At 68.7% G+C, this 15,899-nt stretch carries 13 protein-coding genes; 10 read left to right on the forward strand and 3 right to left on the reverse strand.

Annotated elements, in window-relative coordinates; all coding sequences use genetic code 11:
* Positions 1-25: 25 nt before the first annotated feature.
* The 4 genes from ACEWX3_RS13360 to ACEWX3_RS13375 are packed head-to-tail and all read left to right on the forward strand — an operon-like array spanning position 26 to position 5,627.
* Entirely contained in the window at positions 26-2,479 is a 2,454-nt protein-coding gene (locus ACEWX3_RS13360; protein WP_374159655.1) for an FAD-dependent oxidoreductase, read from the forward strand.
* 6 nt (positions 2,480-2,485) lie between these two features.
* Positions 2,486-3,634 carry an N-methyl-L-tryptophan oxidase gene (solA, locus tag ACEWX3_RS13365; protein ID WP_374159656.1) on the forward strand — a complete coding sequence of 383 codons (1,149 nt, stop codon included), beginning with the start codon at positions 2,486-2,488 and terminating at the stop codon, positions 3,632-3,634.
* Positions 3,631-4,782 (forward strand): aromatic ring-hydroxylating dioxygenase subunit alpha, encoded by a 1,152-nt coding sequence (locus ACEWX3_RS13370; protein WP_374159657.1) that lies wholly within the window; start codon positions 3,631-3,633, stop codon positions 4,780-4,782. Before solA ends, ACEWX3_RS13370 begins: the two co-directional genes overlap by 4 nt.
* A gap of 47 nt (positions 4,783-4,829) precedes the next feature.
* Entirely contained in the window at positions 4,830-5,627 is a 798-nt protein-coding gene (locus tag ACEWX3_RS13375; RefSeq protein ID WP_374159658.1) for an IclR family transcriptional regulator, read from the forward strand.
* Between the two features lie 9 nt (positions 5,628-5,636).
* Here ACEWX3_RS13375 and ACEWX3_RS13380 read toward each other — a convergent pair whose 3' ends face one another.
* Positions 5,637-7,241: an alpha/beta hydrolase gene (locus tag ACEWX3_RS13380; protein WP_374159659.1), complete on the reverse strand. Its 1,605-nt coding sequence runs from the start codon at positions 7,239-7,241 to the stop codon at positions 5,637-5,639.
* Positions 7,238-7,513 (reverse strand): hypothetical protein, encoded by a 276-nt coding sequence (locus ACEWX3_RS13385; protein ID WP_207064702.1) that lies wholly within the window; start codon positions 7,511-7,513, stop codon positions 7,238-7,240. The genes ACEWX3_RS13380 and ACEWX3_RS13385 overlap by 4 nt, the downstream gene beginning before the upstream one ends.
* A 104-nt stretch (positions 7,514-7,617) precedes the next feature.
* Here ACEWX3_RS13385 and pafA point away from each other — a divergent pair, with 104 nt between their 5' ends.
* The gene (pafA, locus tag ACEWX3_RS13390; protein ID WP_152517540.1) at positions 7,618-8,976 is read left to right on the forward strand and encodes a Pup--protein ligase; all 1,359 of its coding nucleotides are present in this window, start codon (positions 7,618-7,620) and stop codon (positions 8,974-8,976) included.
* Here the strand turns inward: pafA and ACEWX3_RS13395 are convergent, their stop codons facing one another.
* Positions 8,977-9,567, reverse strand: a complete 591-nt coding sequence (locus ACEWX3_RS13395) for a class I SAM-dependent methyltransferase (protein WP_207064701.1) — start codon at positions 9,565-9,567, stop codon at positions 8,977-8,979.
* A gap of 167 nt (positions 9,568-9,734) precedes the next feature.
* On the opposite strand from ACEWX3_RS13395, the gene ACEWX3_RS13400 reads away from it, so the two are divergent.
* The 5 genes from ACEWX3_RS13400 (at position 9,735) to ACEWX3_RS13420 (ending at position 15,897) form a co-directional block, all read left to right on the forward strand.
* A complete protein-coding gene (locus tag ACEWX3_RS13400; RefSeq protein ID WP_374159660.1) occupies positions 9,735-10,739 on the forward strand; it encodes a helix-turn-helix transcriptional regulator in 1,005 nt (334 codons plus the stop codon).
* Entirely contained in the window at positions 10,736-11,722 is a 987-nt protein-coding gene (locus ACEWX3_RS13405; protein ID WP_374159661.1) for a helix-turn-helix transcriptional regulator, read from the forward strand. Before ACEWX3_RS13400 ends, ACEWX3_RS13405 begins: the two co-directional genes overlap by 4 nt.
* 30 nt (positions 11,723-11,752) lie before the next feature.
* Positions 11,753-12,025 carry a Sec-independent protein translocase subunit TatA gene (tatA, locus tag ACEWX3_RS13410; protein ID WP_374159662.1) on the forward strand — a complete coding sequence of 91 codons (273 nt, stop codon included), beginning with the start codon at positions 11,753-11,755 and terminating at the stop codon, positions 12,023-12,025.
* Between the two features lie 85 nt (positions 12,026-12,110).
* The gene (tatC, locus tag ACEWX3_RS13415; protein WP_207064697.1) at positions 12,111-13,070 is read left to right on the forward strand and encodes a twin-arginine translocase subunit TatC; all 960 of its coding nucleotides are present in this window, start codon (positions 12,111-12,113) and stop codon (positions 13,068-13,070) included.
* Positions 13,054-15,897: an RNA helicase gene (locus tag ACEWX3_RS13420; RefSeq protein WP_207064696.1), complete on the forward strand. Its 2,844-nt coding sequence runs from the start codon at positions 13,054-13,056 to the stop codon at positions 15,895-15,897. Before tatC ends, ACEWX3_RS13420 begins: the two co-directional genes overlap by 17 nt.
* Positions 15,898-15,899: the final 2 nt, after the last annotated feature.

A 15,899-nucleotide genomic window follows, 5' to 3' on the forward strand; every position in this document is an offset into this window, starting at 1 on the left:
ACTGGTGAACCGGAGCGGGTGGCCCATGCCCAAAATCCCCAAAATCGTCGTGATCGGTGCCGGCATCGTCGGCACCTCACTGGCCGATGAGCTCACCGCGCGTGGCTACACCGACGTCACGGTCGTGGACCGTGGACCGATGTTCGCGACAGGGGGATCCACCTCGCATGCGCCCGGCCTCGTGTTCCAGACCAATGCGTCGAAGACCATGACCGCATTCGCGCGCTACACCGTCGAGAAGTTCAACAGCCTCGAGCACCCGGGCGGCTGGGCGTTCAACCAGGTCGGTGGGCTCGAGGTCGCCACGACGCCGGAGCGCTGGGCTGACCTGCACCGCAAGGCCGGCTGGGCGCAGTCCTGGGGCATCGAAGGACGACTGCTCGACCCCGCAGAATGCGTCGCACTGCACCCGTTGATCGACCGTGATCGCATCCTCGGCGGTTTCCACACCCCGCATGACGGGTTGGCCAAGGCACTGCGCGCCGCCGAGGCGCAAGCGCGGCGGGCCGAGGCCCGCGGTGCGACCCTGCGACCGCATACCGAAGTCCTGGGTGTCCTCGAGTCCGGCGGGCGGGTCACCGGTGTCCGCACCGCCGACGGGGTGCTCGACGCCGACATCGTGGTGTGCGCGGCCGGATTCTGGGGAGCGCAGATCGCCCGCCAGGTGGGGCTCGTGCTGCCGCTGGTGCCGATGGCCCATCAGTACGCCCGCACCGGCCAGGTCGCCGACTTGGTGGGCCGGAACTCCGAGTACACCGAGGCGGGGCTGCCGATTCTGCGGCACCAGGATCGGGATCTCTACTTCCGCGAGCATGTCGACCGTCTCGGTATCGGCTCCTACAGTCACAAGCCGATGCCGGTCGACATGTCCACCTTGTTGGCAGACACCGCCGACGAGGCCATGCCGTCGATGCTGCCCTTCACCGAAGAGGACTTCGCGCCGGCCTGGAAGTCCGCGGTCGAACTCCTTCCAACACTGAGTGATTCGAAGATCGAGGAGGCCTTCAACGGCGTCTTCTCCTTTACTCCCGACGGCCATTCGATCATGGGTGAGCACCGCGAACTGAGCGGGTTCTGGGTCGTCGAGGCGGTATGGGTCACCCACTCCGCCGGGGTGGCGAAGGCGGCCGCGGAATGGATCGTCAACGGCACGCCGTCGATCGACGTCCACGAGTGTGACCTCTACCGGTTCGAGGACGTCGCCCGCAGCCCGAAGTTCATTGCGCAGACCAGTTCGCAGGCCTTCGTCGAGGTCTACGACATCATCCATCCGCACCAGCATCGCAGTGCATTGCGCGGACTGCGCACCAGCCCGTTCCACGCCCGCCAGGTCCAGTCGGGAGCGTTCTTCTACGAGGGCGGTGGTTGGGAGCGCCCGGCCTGGTATGACGTGAATGCCGCACTGATGCAACGGCTTGCCGACGAAGGGCTCCATCTTCCCGACCGTGACGAATGGGCCGCGCGATTCTGGTCACCGATCTCGGTCGCCGAGGCGCACTGGACCCGTACCCATGTCGCGATGTACGACATGACGCCGCTGACCCGCTACGAGGTCGCCGGACCGGGTGCACTGACCTTCCTGCAGCAGTTGACCACCAACAACGTGGACAAGAGCACAGGCTCGGTGACCTACACCCTGCTCCTGGACGAACGAGGCGGCATCCGAAGCGATCTCACCGTCGCGCGGCTGGCCCGCGATGTCTTCCAGGTCGGGGCGAACTCGCCGCTGGACTTCGACTGGCTCTGCCGGCACAAGCCGGCCGACGTGGTGCTTCGCGACGTCACCGGCGGTACCTGCTGTGTGGGTGTGTGGGGGCCGGCGGCGCGCGACGTGGTGGCGCCGCTGTGTCCCGACGACCTCTCGAACACGGCGTTGCGCTACTTTCGCGCTGTGCGCACCCACCTCGGTGCCATCCCGGTCACACTGATGCGGGTCTCCTACGTGGGGGAACTGGGTTGGGAGATCTACGCCGGGGCTGAGTACGGCGCGGCGTTGTGGGACCTGCTCGCCGAGGCGGGCCGGGACCACGGAATCATCCCCGCCGGCCGGATCGCCTTCGACAGCCTGCGGATCGAAAAGGGCTACCGCAGCTGGGGCACCGACATGACCGTCGAGCACACTCCTGCCGCGGCGGGTCTCGGGTTCGCGGTGCGGATGGAGAAGGCGGTCGACTTCGTCGGAAGGGCCGCACTGAACCACGCACCGCCTCCCTCATCGATGCTGCGCAGCATCGTTTTCGACGATCCCGACGCCACCGTGCTGGGCAAAGAGCCGGTGTTCGCTGACGGCGCCTGCATCGGGTACGTGACCAGCGCCGGACACTCGCCGATGCTGGGGCGAACCGTCGCCTACGCCTGGCTGCCCGCCGACGTGGGTATCGGCGACGCCGTCACCGTCGACTATCGCGGCGACACGCACTCCGCTGTGGTGTCCAGCGAACCGGTGGTCGACCCGGAAATGGCCCGAATCAAGAGGTAGACGGCGATGAATCAACAGAATTCGGCCTACGACGTCATCGTCATCGGGCTGGGCGGTATGGGAAGCGCCGCCGCGTACCATCTGGCCGCACGCGGTCAACGTGTGCTCGGTCTGGAGCGGTTCACTCCCGCTCACGACAAGGGGTCCAGCCACGGTGGTTCCCGCATCATCCGGCAGTCGTACTTCGAGGATCCGGCATATGTGCCGCTGCTTCTGCGTGCCTATGAGCTGTGGGAGGCGTTGGCCCGAGACAGCGGCCGCGACGTCTACCGGCTGACCGGTGGACTCTTCCTCGGTCCGCCAGACTGTGTCACCGTGGCAGGCAGTCTGCGCGCCAGTCGACAGTGGGGCCTGGCCCACCAGGTGCTCGACGCCCGCGAGATCCGCTCCCGGTTCCCGAATTTCACCCCCAACGACGGCGACGTCGCGCTCTACGAAGCCAAGGCCGGCTTCGCCCGTCCGGAACTGACTGTCGCCGCTCACCTCGCGCTCGCTGAGAATGCGGGGGCCACACTGCAATTCGGTGAGCAGGTGCTCGAGTGGGCCGAAACCGCCGGTGGCGTGACGGTGCGCACCGGCCAGGGCGCCTATACCGCCGGGCAGCTGATGATCTGCCCGGGTGCGTGGGCGCCGCAACTGCTGGCCGACTTCGGGGTGCCGATCACCATCGAGCGTCAGGTGCTCTACTGGCTCGACCCGGTGCGCGGAACGTCCTCGTTCACCGATCACCCGATCTTCATCGACGAAAACGACTCGGGGATGCAGATCTACGGCTTCCCGGCGATCGACGGCCCACGAGGAGGAGTCAAGGTCGCCTTCTTCCGCAAGGGTGTCGAGTGCACGCCCGAGACCATCGACCGCACCGTCTACCCCCACGAGATCGACGAGATGCGCGAGCGGGTCGGACAACTGCTGCCCGACCTGGACGGGCCCTGCCTGCATTCGGCGACATGCATGTACTCCAACACGCCCGACCAGCATTTCGTGATCGCCCGCCACCCCGAGTGCACGCATTTGATCGTGGCATGCGGCTTCTCCGGCCACGGTTTCAAGTTCGTCCCCGTGGTGGGGGAGATCCTCGCGGATCTGGCCATCGACGGCGCCACCGACCACCCGATCTCGTTGTTCGACCCGAGCAGGCTGGTGACGACATGACCATCGCCGAAGAAACACCGCCACAGTCGGCGCTGCTGACCACACTGGGCGGCACCTACTACACCAGCGAGGCGGTGTTCGCGGACGAGCAGACCCGCATCTTCGAGCAGATGTGGGTGTGTGCCGCGCGCGCGGCCGAACTCGACGCCCCCGGCCAGTTCCGCAGGGTCCAGGTCGGACGGGAGAGTGTGCTCCTGGTCCGAGGCCGTGACGGCGTGCTCAGGGCTTTTCTGAACGTGTGCCGACACCGCGGTGCGCAGCTGTGCACCGAGGAGCAGGGACAGGTCAAGCGCACGCTGCGCTGCCCCTACCACGCGTGGACCTACGGGCTGGACGGCAAGCTCGTCGCCGCACCGAACCTCGGCACCCTGACCGACGACGCAGGAGCCCCGATCGATCGCTATCGCTACGGACTGGTTCCCGTGGCGCTGACCGAGTGGCTCGGCTATGCCTGGGTGTGCCTGGCCGAGGAGCCGCCACCGTTCGCCGACGATGTCATCGGTGACGTCACCCACCGGCTCGGCGACCGCCGCGCCATCGACCGCTACGGCATCGCGGAGCTGACCCTGGGCCGGCGTATCACCTATGACGTTGCGGCCAACTGGAAGCTCATTGTCGAGAACTTCATGGAGTGCTACCACTGCTCAGCGATCCACCCAGAGCTCGTCGAGGTCCTCCCCGAGTTCGCCCGGGGAATGGCCGCCCAGTCCTACGTGGGTCGCGGCGCCGAGTTCGGCTCGGGCATCGACGGTTTCACTGTCGACGGTTCGTCGGGGTTCGCGACACTGCCCGGACTGACGCCAGAACAGGACCGCCGCTACTACGCAGTCACGATCCGCCCGACGGTGTTCGTCAACCTGGTGCCCGACCACATCATCTTTCACCGGATGTACCCCCTGGCTGCGGACCGCACCGTCGTGGAATGCGACTGGCTCTACGCTCCCGAGGTACTCCAGGCGGGTCATGACATCTCGCGGTCGGTGGAACTGTTCCACCGGGTCAACGTCCAGGACTTCGACGCGTGCGAGCGCACCCAGCCGGCGATGTCGTCGAAAGCCTACCGGCAGGGCGGAGTGCTGGTTCCCGCCGAGCATCACATCGCCGAGTTCCACCACTGGGTGCTCGCGCGGCTCGCGGGCCCGGCGTAGCGCAGGTCCGCACGTCGGACCCGGCGGGCGTATAGGCTGCGTGGGCAATGCCGAAGCGTCAGGACAACCAGCGCCAGGGCGATGCTCCCGCCGCAGTGCAGTCCGTCGACCGCGCGCTGCAGGTGCTCGACATCCTCGCCGAGTTGGGGAACGCCGGGGTGACGGAGATTGCCGCCGAGCTCGGAGTACACAAATCGACGGTGTCACGGCTGGTCGCAGTGCTCGAAGCGCGCGGTTTCGTCGAGCAGGTGTCCGAACGGGGCAAGTACCGCATCGGCTTCGCGATCACCCGACTGGCCCGCGCCAGCGGTGCGCACCTGAACCTGGTCAAGGTGAGCCAGGACATCTGCGACAGCCTGAGCGTCGACGTCGGCGAGACCGCCAACCTGGCCGTCCTGGACGAGAACCGCATCGTCAACATCGTGGAGGCGATCGGCCCCGCCGAGATCACGTTGCGCACCTGGGTCGGCCAGAGCTGCCCGGCCTACGCAACCTCCAGCGGCAAGGCGCTGCTGTCCGGCCTGGATGCCAGCGAGGTGCAGGCCAGGCTCGACGGCGGTTTCGAGTCGTTCACCGACACCACCGTCACCAGCATCTCTCAGCTGCAGAGCGAACTCGCCTCGGTGCGGGAACGTGGCTGGGCAAGCGTGAGCGAGGAACTCGAGGTCGGTCTCAACGCCGTCGCCGCTCCGGTCCACGACGTCCACTCGCAGGTGGTGGCGGCGCTGAGCGTTTCCGGCCCCACCTATCGGCTGGGCGTGGACCGCTTCGAAGAGGTCGCGAAGCTGACGATCGCCGCGGCCGACGAGATCAGCCGTCGGCTCGGCTGGATCGCACGCGGGTGAGTGGCGAATTCACGACGCGGTTCCGACGTGTGCCCGGTGCAGCGCCGACGAGTCACCGGTGATGACGGCCAGGATCGTGCGCCACGCATCCGAAGGCCGATTCAGCATTCCGCTGTGCGCCGGCCAGCCTGCCACGCGTCCTCCGTCGTCGTAGCTGCCGGTGGTCAACCGCACCACGGACGGCATCTCGTCGGGATCAGCGCCGTGCGGACCGCCGGGGATGCCCTGAACCGCCTCGATGAAATCACCCGGCGCGGTCATGGAGAACCGCAGCACAGCGGGATTGCGGTTGTGCCAGTCCCCGGGATCGTCGACGCCCACCCCGGCTCCGGCGGCGGCCAGAAATAGGGTGCGATCCGACGTCAGACCCTGCGTCTCGGCGGTACCGACGATGGAACCGCCGTAGGAATGGCCGATCACGGTCACCGGCACCCCGTCGCCGACCACCCGGTCCACGTCCTCGCTGAACGCCACCAGCCGTGGCGCCATGTCCAGCGCGTAGCGCGCATCAGCGGCCTCGGTGACGACGTCGAGCGGGTCGCGCACCTGCGGGAACGGGCCGCCCAGATACGTGATGACGGCCGCGTCCCCGCTGGTGGCGGTCACGAAACGGCGTGCGGTGACGGTGTTGGCCGCCGAATCCTCGATGCGGGTGTTCACCCCGGGCACCAGCACCGCGACGCTCCGGGCGGCTGCGAGGTCGCCGTTGAGTTCGACCAGCGACGCGCGGACCGGGTCGAAGGCCAGGATCTGCCGCTCGATGCGGCCGTGCCGTCCCGACGGGTCATCGATCTCGCCGAGCAGACCGCGATACAGCGCCACCCGACGCCGGGAGTCGGCGTCGGCGCCGGTCTCGGTCAGGATTGCCGAGGCGATGTTGATCCGGTTGGCCGCCACTCTCATCGGCCACGGCACCCCGTCGGTGTTGCCCACCTGCAGGGGAAATTCGGCGATCAGACGGTCACGCTGTTGCGGGCTCATCGCGGCGATCTGTTCGGCGATGCGGTCCTGGCTCATGGTGGGCCAGCCCGCCACCGGTCCGGGCCCGACTGCAGCGGGCACCGTGGCAGCCGGAGCGGGGTTGTTGTCGGCGAACGCGTCGGCGATGTCGGCGGCAGCGTCGGCATCGGCGGCGCCGAGTCGCTCGAGGCACTCGCCGATTCGGCGTTCCCATTCCCTGGCGCGGGCCGCCAGCAGCGTCTCCGCCACGGCATCGTCGCCGCCGGCGAGCAGGACCATCAGCGGAGCCGGGCCTGCGGCGATGGTCACCGCGGCGTCATCGGCCACGGCGAATCCCTCGGCCCGGGCTTCCTCGACGCCGGCCAGAACATCCGAGCGTGCCAGGCCCAGCTGTTCGGCACCGTCGCGGGCGGCCACCGCCGCCGACACCAGCGCGCGGGCCAGCGCGGTGATCGTCGAGACGGCGCGTGGCGCGTCCGCCCGGGCCGCATCGGCCGCTGCGCCGCGCCACCAGTCCCGGCTGCGCTCGACATCGGCGCTGAACCGCTCCGCATGCCGGGCCAGCGCGGTGGCCAGCGCGTCCCATCCCTCAGCGAGCTCGCACAAGGCCGCCGGCCGCCACGCCCGCGCTTGCGAGACCGACAGGGGAGTCACCGCACAGGGAATCGACCGGTGTGGGCGCGGTCGGCTTGCTCGAGTGCATCGGCTGACTGCCGGGCCGCCTGGGCCCAGCCGCGCAGTCCCGCCGCCGCTTCGGCGATCCGGTCGCTGAGCGGTTGTCCAGCCACGGCGGCGGCCGCTGCCGAGCCGATCAATCCGTCGCCCAGCGCGGTTGGTCGCAGTTCGGTGACGTCACCGGCCGCCGCAGTGACGCGGTCGGCAAGGCTGCGCAGTTGCTCCAGATCGACCCTGGCGATTTCCCCCATGGCTCATGCTGACAGATCCCGGCGCGCCCCCGATCCGGTTATCCACAGGGTCTTGGGCGTGGTCCGGCCACCACGCCGGTCGGGCAGCAAGTAGTCTCGATGAGGTGCAGCGACGAATCATGGGCATCGAGACAGAGTTCGGTGTCACCTGCACGTTCCACGGCCATCGCCGGCTGAGTCCCGACGAGGTCGCCCGCTACCTGTTCCGGCGGGTGGTGTCGTGGGGACGCAGCAGCAACGTCTTCCTCCGCAACGGTGCGCGCCTGTACCTCGATGTGGGCAGCCACCCCGAATACGCCACCGCCGAGTGCGACAACCTCAGCCAGCTGGTCACCCATGACCGCGCCGGGGAACGGGTGCTCGAAGACCTGTTGATCGACGCCGAACAGCGCTTGGCCGACGAGGGCATCGGCGGCGACATCTACCTGTTCAAGAACAACACCGACTCGGCGGGTAACTCCTACGGCTGCCACGAGAACTACCTGATCGTCCGGGCGGGCGAGTTCTCCCGGATCTCCGACGTCTTGCTGCCGTTCCTGGTGACCCGCCAGTTGATCTGCGGCGCAGGCAAGGTGCTGCAAACCCCCAAGGCGGCGACCTTCTGCCTGTCCCAACGGGCCGAGCACATCTGGGAGGGTGTGTCGAGCGCCACCACCCGCTCGCGCCCCATCATCAACACCCGCGACGAGCCGCACGCCGACGCCGAGAAATACCGCAGGCTGCACGTCATCGTCGGCGACTCCAACATGAGCGAGTCGACCACCATGCTCAAGGTGGGTTCGGCATCGTTGGTGCTGGAGATGATCGAAGCCGGCGTGGCGTTCCGAGACTTCTCACTGGACAACCCGATCCGGGCGATCCGCGAGGTCAGCCACGATCTGACCGGTCGACGCCCGGTGCGGCTGGCCGGCGGCCGACAGGCCAGCGCGCTGGACATCCAGCGCGAGTACTACGCCCGCGCCGTCGAGTATCTGCAGACCCGCGAACCCAACGCGCAGATCAACCAGGTCGTCGACCTGTGGGGACGCCAGCTCGACGCCGTCGAGAGTCAGGACTTCGCCAAGGTCGACACCGAGATCGACTGGGTCATCAAGCGCAAGCTGTTCCAGCGCTACCAGGACCGCTACAACATGGAGCTGTCCGACCCCAAGATCAGCCAGCTCGATTTGGCCTACCACGACATCAAGCGTGGGCGTGGGGTGTTCGACCTGTTGCAGCGCAAAGGATTGGCGGCGCGCATCACCACCGACGAGGAGATCGAGGCCGCGGTGGACACCCCGCCGCAGACCACCCGCGCCAAGCTGCGTGGTGAGTTCATCAGCGCCGCCCAGGAAGCCGGTCGCGACTTCACCGTCGACTGGGTGCACCTCAAGCTCAACGATCAGGCGCAGCGAACGGTCTTGTGCAAGGACCCGTTCCGGTCGGTCGACGAGCGCGTCAAGCGCCTCATCGCCAGCATGTGATCATGCCGGGCGGCGGTGCACCGAAACGGCATAGTCACCGCCGTGAAACGGCTCCCGGTCCCACGTTGCCCATCGGTCGACCAGTTGCAGGCCCGCCGCAACGGTGATCTCGTCGTAGCGATCGAGTGTCAGCCGACCGGTCTGCAGCTGGAATCCGGCGACCAGTAGACCCCCGGGCCGCAGGCGCGCCGCCAGTTGGCCGACGACGTCAGGCTCGGTGCCGCGGTCGAGGAAGATCATCACGTTGCCGGGTAGCGCGACCAGGTCGAAGGCCTCGCTGAGGTGATCGCCGGTGTCGACGAGGTCGGCCTCTACCCAGCGCAGATCGGGTGCCTTGGACCGGGCGGCCGCCAGCATCGCCGGGTCGGCGTCGAGTCCCACCACCGCGAATCCGCGGGCGGCCAGTTCGATGGCGACCCGCCCGGTGCCGCACCCCGCGTCGAGCACGGTCGAGCCGCCCGTCTCGCGCAGCAGCGACTCGATCAGATCGGCTTCACCGTGCACGCCGACACCGCTGGCGGCCAGCCGTTCCCAGCGGGCGTCGTAATCCTGCCCGCGCGGGGCGTCGGAGCTCTGCCACCGGGTTCCCATGGCGCCGATCCTGTCAGGCTCGCCGCGCCGGATCACGGGCGGCTCGCCGCCGTTGTTCTTTGGGCGGCTCGCCGCCGTGAGTTTTGGGCGGCTCGCCGCCGTGAGTTCTTGGCGGCTCGCCGCCGTGCCGTCGGGCGGCACCCCCGCCGCGCCTTAAGCTCTAGGGCGTGGGGATCTCCAAAGTCGAACGGTTGATGAATCTCGTCATCGCGCTGTTGTCGGCGCGCACCTTCATCACCGCCGACCGGATCCGCGAGACCGTGCTCGGATACTCCGGTGACGGAAGCGACGAGGCCTTCTCTCGGATGTTCGAACGCGACAAGAACGAACTGCGTGACCTGGGCATCCCGCTGGAGACCGGGCGGGTGTCCTCGACCGACCCGACGGAGGGCTATCGGATCAACCGCGACGCGTACGCCCTGCCCGCGGTGGATCTGACCGCCGACGAGGCCGCCGCCGTCGCGGTGGCGACCCGGCTGTGGGAATCCCCGGAGCTGATCACCGCGACCCAAGGTGCGTTGTTGAAGCTCCGGGCCGCCGGTGCCGATATCGATTCCGTCGAGGACGACATCGCGATCACCTCCACGGCCGCGCTGCCCGGGCTGCGCGGCTCCGAGGAGGTGCTGGGCATTCTGCTGGCCGCCGTCGACTCCGGTCAGGCGGTGCAGTTTCCGCACCGCGCGGCACGCAGCGAGCCCTATGTGACCCGCACGGTGGAACCCTGGGGTGTGGTCACCGATCGGGGCCGGTGGTACCTCGTCGGACACGACCGGGACCGCGAGGCGGTGCGCACCTTCCGGCTCTCGCGCATCGGCGCGGAAATCACCGCGGTCGGGGCATCCGGCTCGGTGCACCCGCCCGAGGACGTGAACCTGCGCGAACTCGTGGCACGGGTCGTCGGGGACTGGCCGAGCACCGGGGAGGCACGGGTATGGGTGGCCGAGGGCCGCGCGACAGCACTACGCAGACAGGGCACGGTGATCGGGCCCAAAACCCTGGGGGGACGGGCCGGTGACGAGATCACCCTCGACATCGGGATGTTCGACCGGCTGGCCCGCGAGGTGGCCAGCTACGGTGCCGACGCGGTGGCACTGGAGCCTGCGACGCTCCGTGAGGACGTGCTGGCCCGGCTGCGGGCGCACGCCGACACCGATCGCGAGGTCAGCGCATGACGGCAACCTCGGCGCGGCTGGTGCGGCTGCTGAACATGGTGCCCTACTTCCAGGCCAACCCGCGGATCACCTACACCGAGGCGGCCACCGACCTCGGGGTCAGCGTCAAACAGCTCCGCGAAGATCTCAACCAGCTGTGGATGTGCGGGTTGCCCGGTTACGGACCGGGTGACCTGATCGACTTCGAGTTCTCCGGCGACACCATCGAGGTCACCTTCACCGCAGGCATCGACCATCCGCTGCGGCTGACCTCGCCTGAGGCGACCGGGGTGCTGGTGGCCCTGCGTGCGCTGGTCGACGTGCCCGGCATGGTCGATCCTGAGGCCGCGCGCAGCGCGATCGCCAAGATCGAGTCCGCGGCCGGTCGCGCCGGCCACGGCCAGGACGGGGCCGCCGTCGACGAGCCCGCAACGGCGGAGAGCGACGCCGCCGCCGCGGTGCGTACCGCGGTGCGCACCGACCGCGCGCTGGCGCTCGAGTACTACTCCGCCTCTCACGACATGCTGTCCAGCCGAGTCGTCGACCCGATCCGGGTGGTGCTGGTCGGTGATCACAGCTACCTGGAGGCCTGGTGCCGTTCGGCCGAGGGGGTCCGGTTGTTCCGCTTCGACCGGATCGTCGACGCTCGGGTGCTCGAGGAGCCGTCCGTTCCGCCGCCCCCCGCGGTGCAGGAGGGCCCCGACACGTCGCTGTTCGACCCGGACACCGCCGATCCGACGTTGCCAGTGGCCACGCTGCGGGTGGAGCGGTCGGCGTCGTGGATGTTCGACTACTACCCGCTGCGGGTGCTGCGCGAATTCGACGACGGATCCTGCGAGGCCGCGATGACCTACGCCGCCGATCAGTGGATGGCGCGATTCGTTCTCGGCTTCGGTTCAGCGGTGCAGGTGCTCGACCCGCCGCAGCTGGCCGAACGGGTCCGGGAGGCGGCTTCGGCAGCTCTGGACGCCTATCGGGTCGGCGTGCCGGCCTCTGGCGAGTAGACTCGGCGCAGACGTCTGGAGGTAACCAAATTGGGTGGTTTGCAACCCTGGCACTGGGTCATCGTGATCGCCGTGTTCGTGTTGCTGTTCGGTGCCAAGAAGCTCCCGGACGCGGCGCGGTCGCTGGGTAAGTCGATGCGCATCTTCAAGTCCGAGATCAAGGAGATGCAGGCAGATTCCCAGTCGGGCAAGTCGGATCAGCCGACGCAGATCACGTCGGAGCGGGTCTCGGACGCCGGCGACATGTCCGGCGGCGCCGCGCAGGCGTCCACCGAGTCGTCGTCGGACAAGCGCTCAGCCTGACGGGTCGACTCTCACCCCGCGGCCAGTGTGCCCGCGGGGTGAGTTCACGTCTCGTGCGGAGCGCCTGAGCACCATCTAGGCAGCCGTGCAGATACCTGGAGTTTTCAAGAAGATCGACCCGCGGCGGCGCCGGTCCCGGGTCAACCCCGACGGCACCATGTCGCTGGTCGAGCACCTCACCGAACTGCGCGGCCGACTTCTGATCTCGGCGTTCGCTGTCGTCGTGACGACCATTCTGGGCTTCCTGTGGTACAGCCACGGGGTCTTCGGGATGCCGAGCCTCGGCGACTGGCTACGTGGCCCGTACTGCGAACTGCCAGAGTCCGCGCGCGCCGACATCACCTCCGACGGCGCCTGCCGACTGCTCGCCACGTCCCCGTTCGACCAGTTCATGCTGCGGCTGAAGGTCGGTCTGACCGCGGGCATCGTGCTGGCCTGTCCGGTGTGGCTCTACCAGCTGTGGGCGTTCATCACCCCGGGGTTGTACGCCAAGGAGCGGCGGTTCGCGGTCGTCTTCGTCGCTGTCGGCGCCGCCTTGTTCATGGCGGGCGCAGTGCTGGCGTACACGGTGCTGGCTACGGCGCTGGGCTTCTTGCTGACCGTCGGCAGTGACGTGCAGGTCACCGCGCTGTCCGGTGACCAGTATTTCGGCTTCTTGATCAACCTGCTGTTGGTGTTCGGCTTCAGCTTCGAGTTCCCGTTGCTGATCATCATGCTCAACCTCGTGGGGGTGCTGCCCTACGAGCGACTCAAGGCGTGGCGGCGGGGCCTGATCATGGGCCTGTTCGTCTTCGCCGCGTTCTTCACCCCCGGCTCCGACCCGTTCTCCATGCTGGCGCTCGCGCTGGCGCTGACGCTGCTGCTGGAGGTGGCGATCCAGGTCGCGCGGTTCAGCGACAAACGCAAGGCGAAGCGAGCCGCGCTGGCCACGGTGCCCGACGACGAAGCGGCCCCGATCGGCGCGGCGGAGACGATCGAGGCGCCGTCGGCCGTGCCCACACCGTCGCGACTCGCGGTCGATGACTTCGATGATCAAGCAACCTGACGGCGGCGAGGGACCTGTCGATCTCGCCGACTTCACCGCGCAACTGCCGTTCGCGCTGGACCCGTTTCAACGGCGCGCCTGCGAGGCGCTGGCCCAGGGGCACGGGGTGCTGGTGTGCGCGCCGACCGGTGCAGGCAAGACCGTGGTCGGAGAGTTCGCGGTGCATCTGGCGCTGGCCGCCGGACGCAAATGCTTCTACACCACGCCGATCAAGGCGCTGAGCAACCAGAAGCACAGCGATCTGGTGCGCCGCTACGGCGCTCAGCGCATCGGCCTGCTCACCGGAGATCAGGCCATCAACGGAGACGCCGACGTCGTGGTGATGACCACCGAAGTGCTGCGCAATATGCTCTACGCCGATTCCCCGGCGCTGCAAGGGCTTTCCCACGTGGTGATGGACGAGGTGCACTTCCTGGCCGACCGTATGCGCGGCGCGGTGTGGGAGGAGGTCATCCTGCACCTGCCCGACGACGTGCGCCTGGTCAGCCTGTCGGCGACGGTCAGCAACGCCGAGGAGTTCGGCGGCTGGATCCAGACGGTGCGCGGCGACACCACCGTCGTCGTCGACGAACACCGCCCGGTGCCGCTGTGGCAGCACGTGATGGTCGGGCGACGCTTGCTCGATCTGTTCGACTACCGCGCCGCCACCGCGGCGAAGGGTGGGCGTGACCTGCTGGTCGATCCCGAGCTGTTGCGCCACATCGCCCACCGGCGCGAAGCCGAACGGCTGGCCGACTGGCAACCCCGCGGACGTGGGCGACCGGGGCGACCCGGCCTGTACCGGGTGCCGAGCCGTCCCGAGGTGATCGGGGTACTCGACGAGGCCGGTCTGCTGCCGGCCATCACGTTCATCTTCTCGCGGGTGGGCTGCGACGCCGCGGTCAAGCAGTGCCTGCGGTCACCGCTGCGGCTGACCACCGACGACGAGCGCAAACGGATCGCCGAGATCGTCGATCGCCGCACCGCAGACCTCAACGACGCCGACCTGGTGGTGCTCGATTTCCACCAGTGGCGCGAAGGCCTGCTGCGCGGCCTGGCCGCGCACCACGCCGGGATGTTGCCGACGTTCCGCCACACGGTCGAGGAACTGTTCACCGCCGGCCTGGTGAAGGCGGTGTTCGCCACCGAGACGCTGGCGCTGGGCATCAACATGCCTGCCCGCACGGTCGTGCTCGAGAGGCTGGTGAAGTACAACGGCGAACAGCACCTGCCGCTGACACCGGGGGAGTACACCCAGCTGACCGGTCGGGCCGGCCGACGCGGCATCGACGTCGAGGGACACGCGGTCGTGCTGTGGAATCCCAACGACAGCGCCGCCGATCCCGCCGAGGTCGCCGGGCTGGCATCGACACGCACATTCCCGCTGCGCAGCTCCTTCGCCCCCACCTACAACATGACGATCAACCTGGTGAACCAGATGGGCCCCGAGCAGGCCCACGAGCTGTTGGAGCGGTCGTTTGCGCAGTACCAGGCCGATCGGTCGGTGGTGTCGGTGGTTCGCGGGCTGCAGCGTGGCGAGCGCATGCTGGCCGACCTGGGCGCCCAGCTCGGCGGCACCGACTCGGCGATCCTGGATTACGTTCGGCTACGCGCACAGATCACGGCGCGCGAGCGGGCGCAGTCGCGCGCGTCGCGTCTGCAGCGTCGGCAGGCCGCCAACGACGCGCTGACCGCGCTGCGCCGCGGCGACATCATCGCGATCACGCACGGACGGCGGATCGGGGTGGCGGTGGTGCTCGAGCGTGCCCGAGAAGGCGACGACCCCCGCCCGCTGGTGCTGACCGAGCACCGCTGGGCCGGTCGTATCTCGTCGGCGGACTACCCCGGAGGCGGAAAACCGCTGGGCACCATGACACTTCCCAAACGCGTCGAGCACCGCAATCCCAAGGCGCGCCGGGATCTGGCCGCGGCGCTGCGATCGGCTGCGGCCGGTTTGCAACGTCCGTCTTCGCGGCACCGGGGTGGGTCCCCGGCCGAGCCCGACATCGACCCCGAGCTGGCCGCACTGCGCGACCGCATGCGGGCACACCGGGCACACAGCATGCCCGACCGTGAGGACAAAGCGCGCCTCGCCGAACGGTATCTGCGCATCGAGCGGGACAACGAGCAGCTGCGCACCAAGATCGCGGCGGCCACCAACTCACTTGCCAACACCTTCGACCGCATCGTGGTGCTGCTCACCGAGCGCGGCTACATCACCGACAACACCGAAGCTCCCCGCGGCCATGAAGCCCCGGGACAACCGGGGGACCACGGGGCCGCCGAAGTGCCTGACACCGCCGCTGCTTCTCCTGCGGTCACCGACGACGGGCGGCTGCTCGCCCGGATCTACAGCGAGAGCGATCTGCTCGTCGCCGAGTGCTTGCGCGCCGGGGTGTGGGAGGGGCTCGACGCCGCCGAACTGGCCGCCGCGCTGTCGTCGGTGCTCTACGAATCCCGTCGCGACGCCTACAGCGCGCCCGACGGTGCGGACATCCCGACCGGCGCGCTGCGCCGCGCGCTGAACCAGACCAGACGGCTGTGGTCCGAACTGCGCACCGACGAACAACGTCACCGCCTGCCCCAGAGCCGCGAACCCGACGACGGATTCGTCACGGCCGTCTACCGCTGGGCCAGCACCGGCGACCTGGCCGCCACGCTCGCCGCCAGCGACACGGCGGGGAACGGGACATCCATGCCGGCGGGCGATTTCGTGAGATGGTGCCGACAGGTACTGGACTTGGCCGATCAGGTCCGCAACGCGGCGCCCTCGCCCGCGCTGCGGGCCACCGCGAAACGCGCGATCAACGACGTTCGGCGCGGCGTCGTAGCTGTTGACGCCGGGTAGGG

It is taken from the genome of Mycobacterium sp. G7A2 (assembly GCF_041902445.1).
In the GTDB taxonomy this organism is placed as follows: domain Bacteria; phylum Actinomycetota; class Actinomycetes; order Mycobacteriales; family Mycobacteriaceae; genus Mycobacterium.

Bases quoted from the DNA above. Each gene is read 5' to 3' on its own strand.
- ACEWX3_RS13385 (WP_207064702.1), bottom strand. From the start codon at position 7,513: ATGGGGGAAATCGCCAGGGTCGATCTGGAGCAACTGCGCAGCCTTGCC.
- solA (WP_374159656.1), top strand. From the start codon at position 2,486: ATGAATCAACAGAATTCGGCCTACGACGTCATCGTCATCGGGCTGGGC.
- ACEWX3_RS13395 (WP_207064701.1), bottom strand. From the start codon at position 9,567: ATGGGAACCCGGTGGCAGAGCTCCGACGCCCCGCGCGGGCAGGATTAC.
- ACEWX3_RS13360 (WP_374159655.1), top strand. From the start codon at position 26: ATGCCCAAAATCCCCAAAATCGTCGTGATCGGTGCCGGCATCGTCGGC.
- ACEWX3_RS13405 (WP_374159661.1), top strand. From the start codon at position 10,736: ATGACGGCAACCTCGGCGCGGCTGGTGCGGCTGCTGAACATGGTGCCC.
- ACEWX3_RS13420 (WP_207064696.1), top strand. From the start codon at position 13,054: ATGATCAAGCAACCTGACGGCGGCGAGGGACCTGTCGATCTCGCCGAC.
- ACEWX3_RS13370 (WP_374159657.1), top strand. From the start codon at position 3,631: ATGACCATCGCCGAAGAAACACCGCCACAGTCGGCGCTGCTGACCACA.
- ACEWX3_RS13375 (WP_374159658.1), top strand. From the start codon at position 4,830: ATGCCGAAGCGTCAGGACAACCAGCGCCAGGGCGATGCTCCCGCCGCA.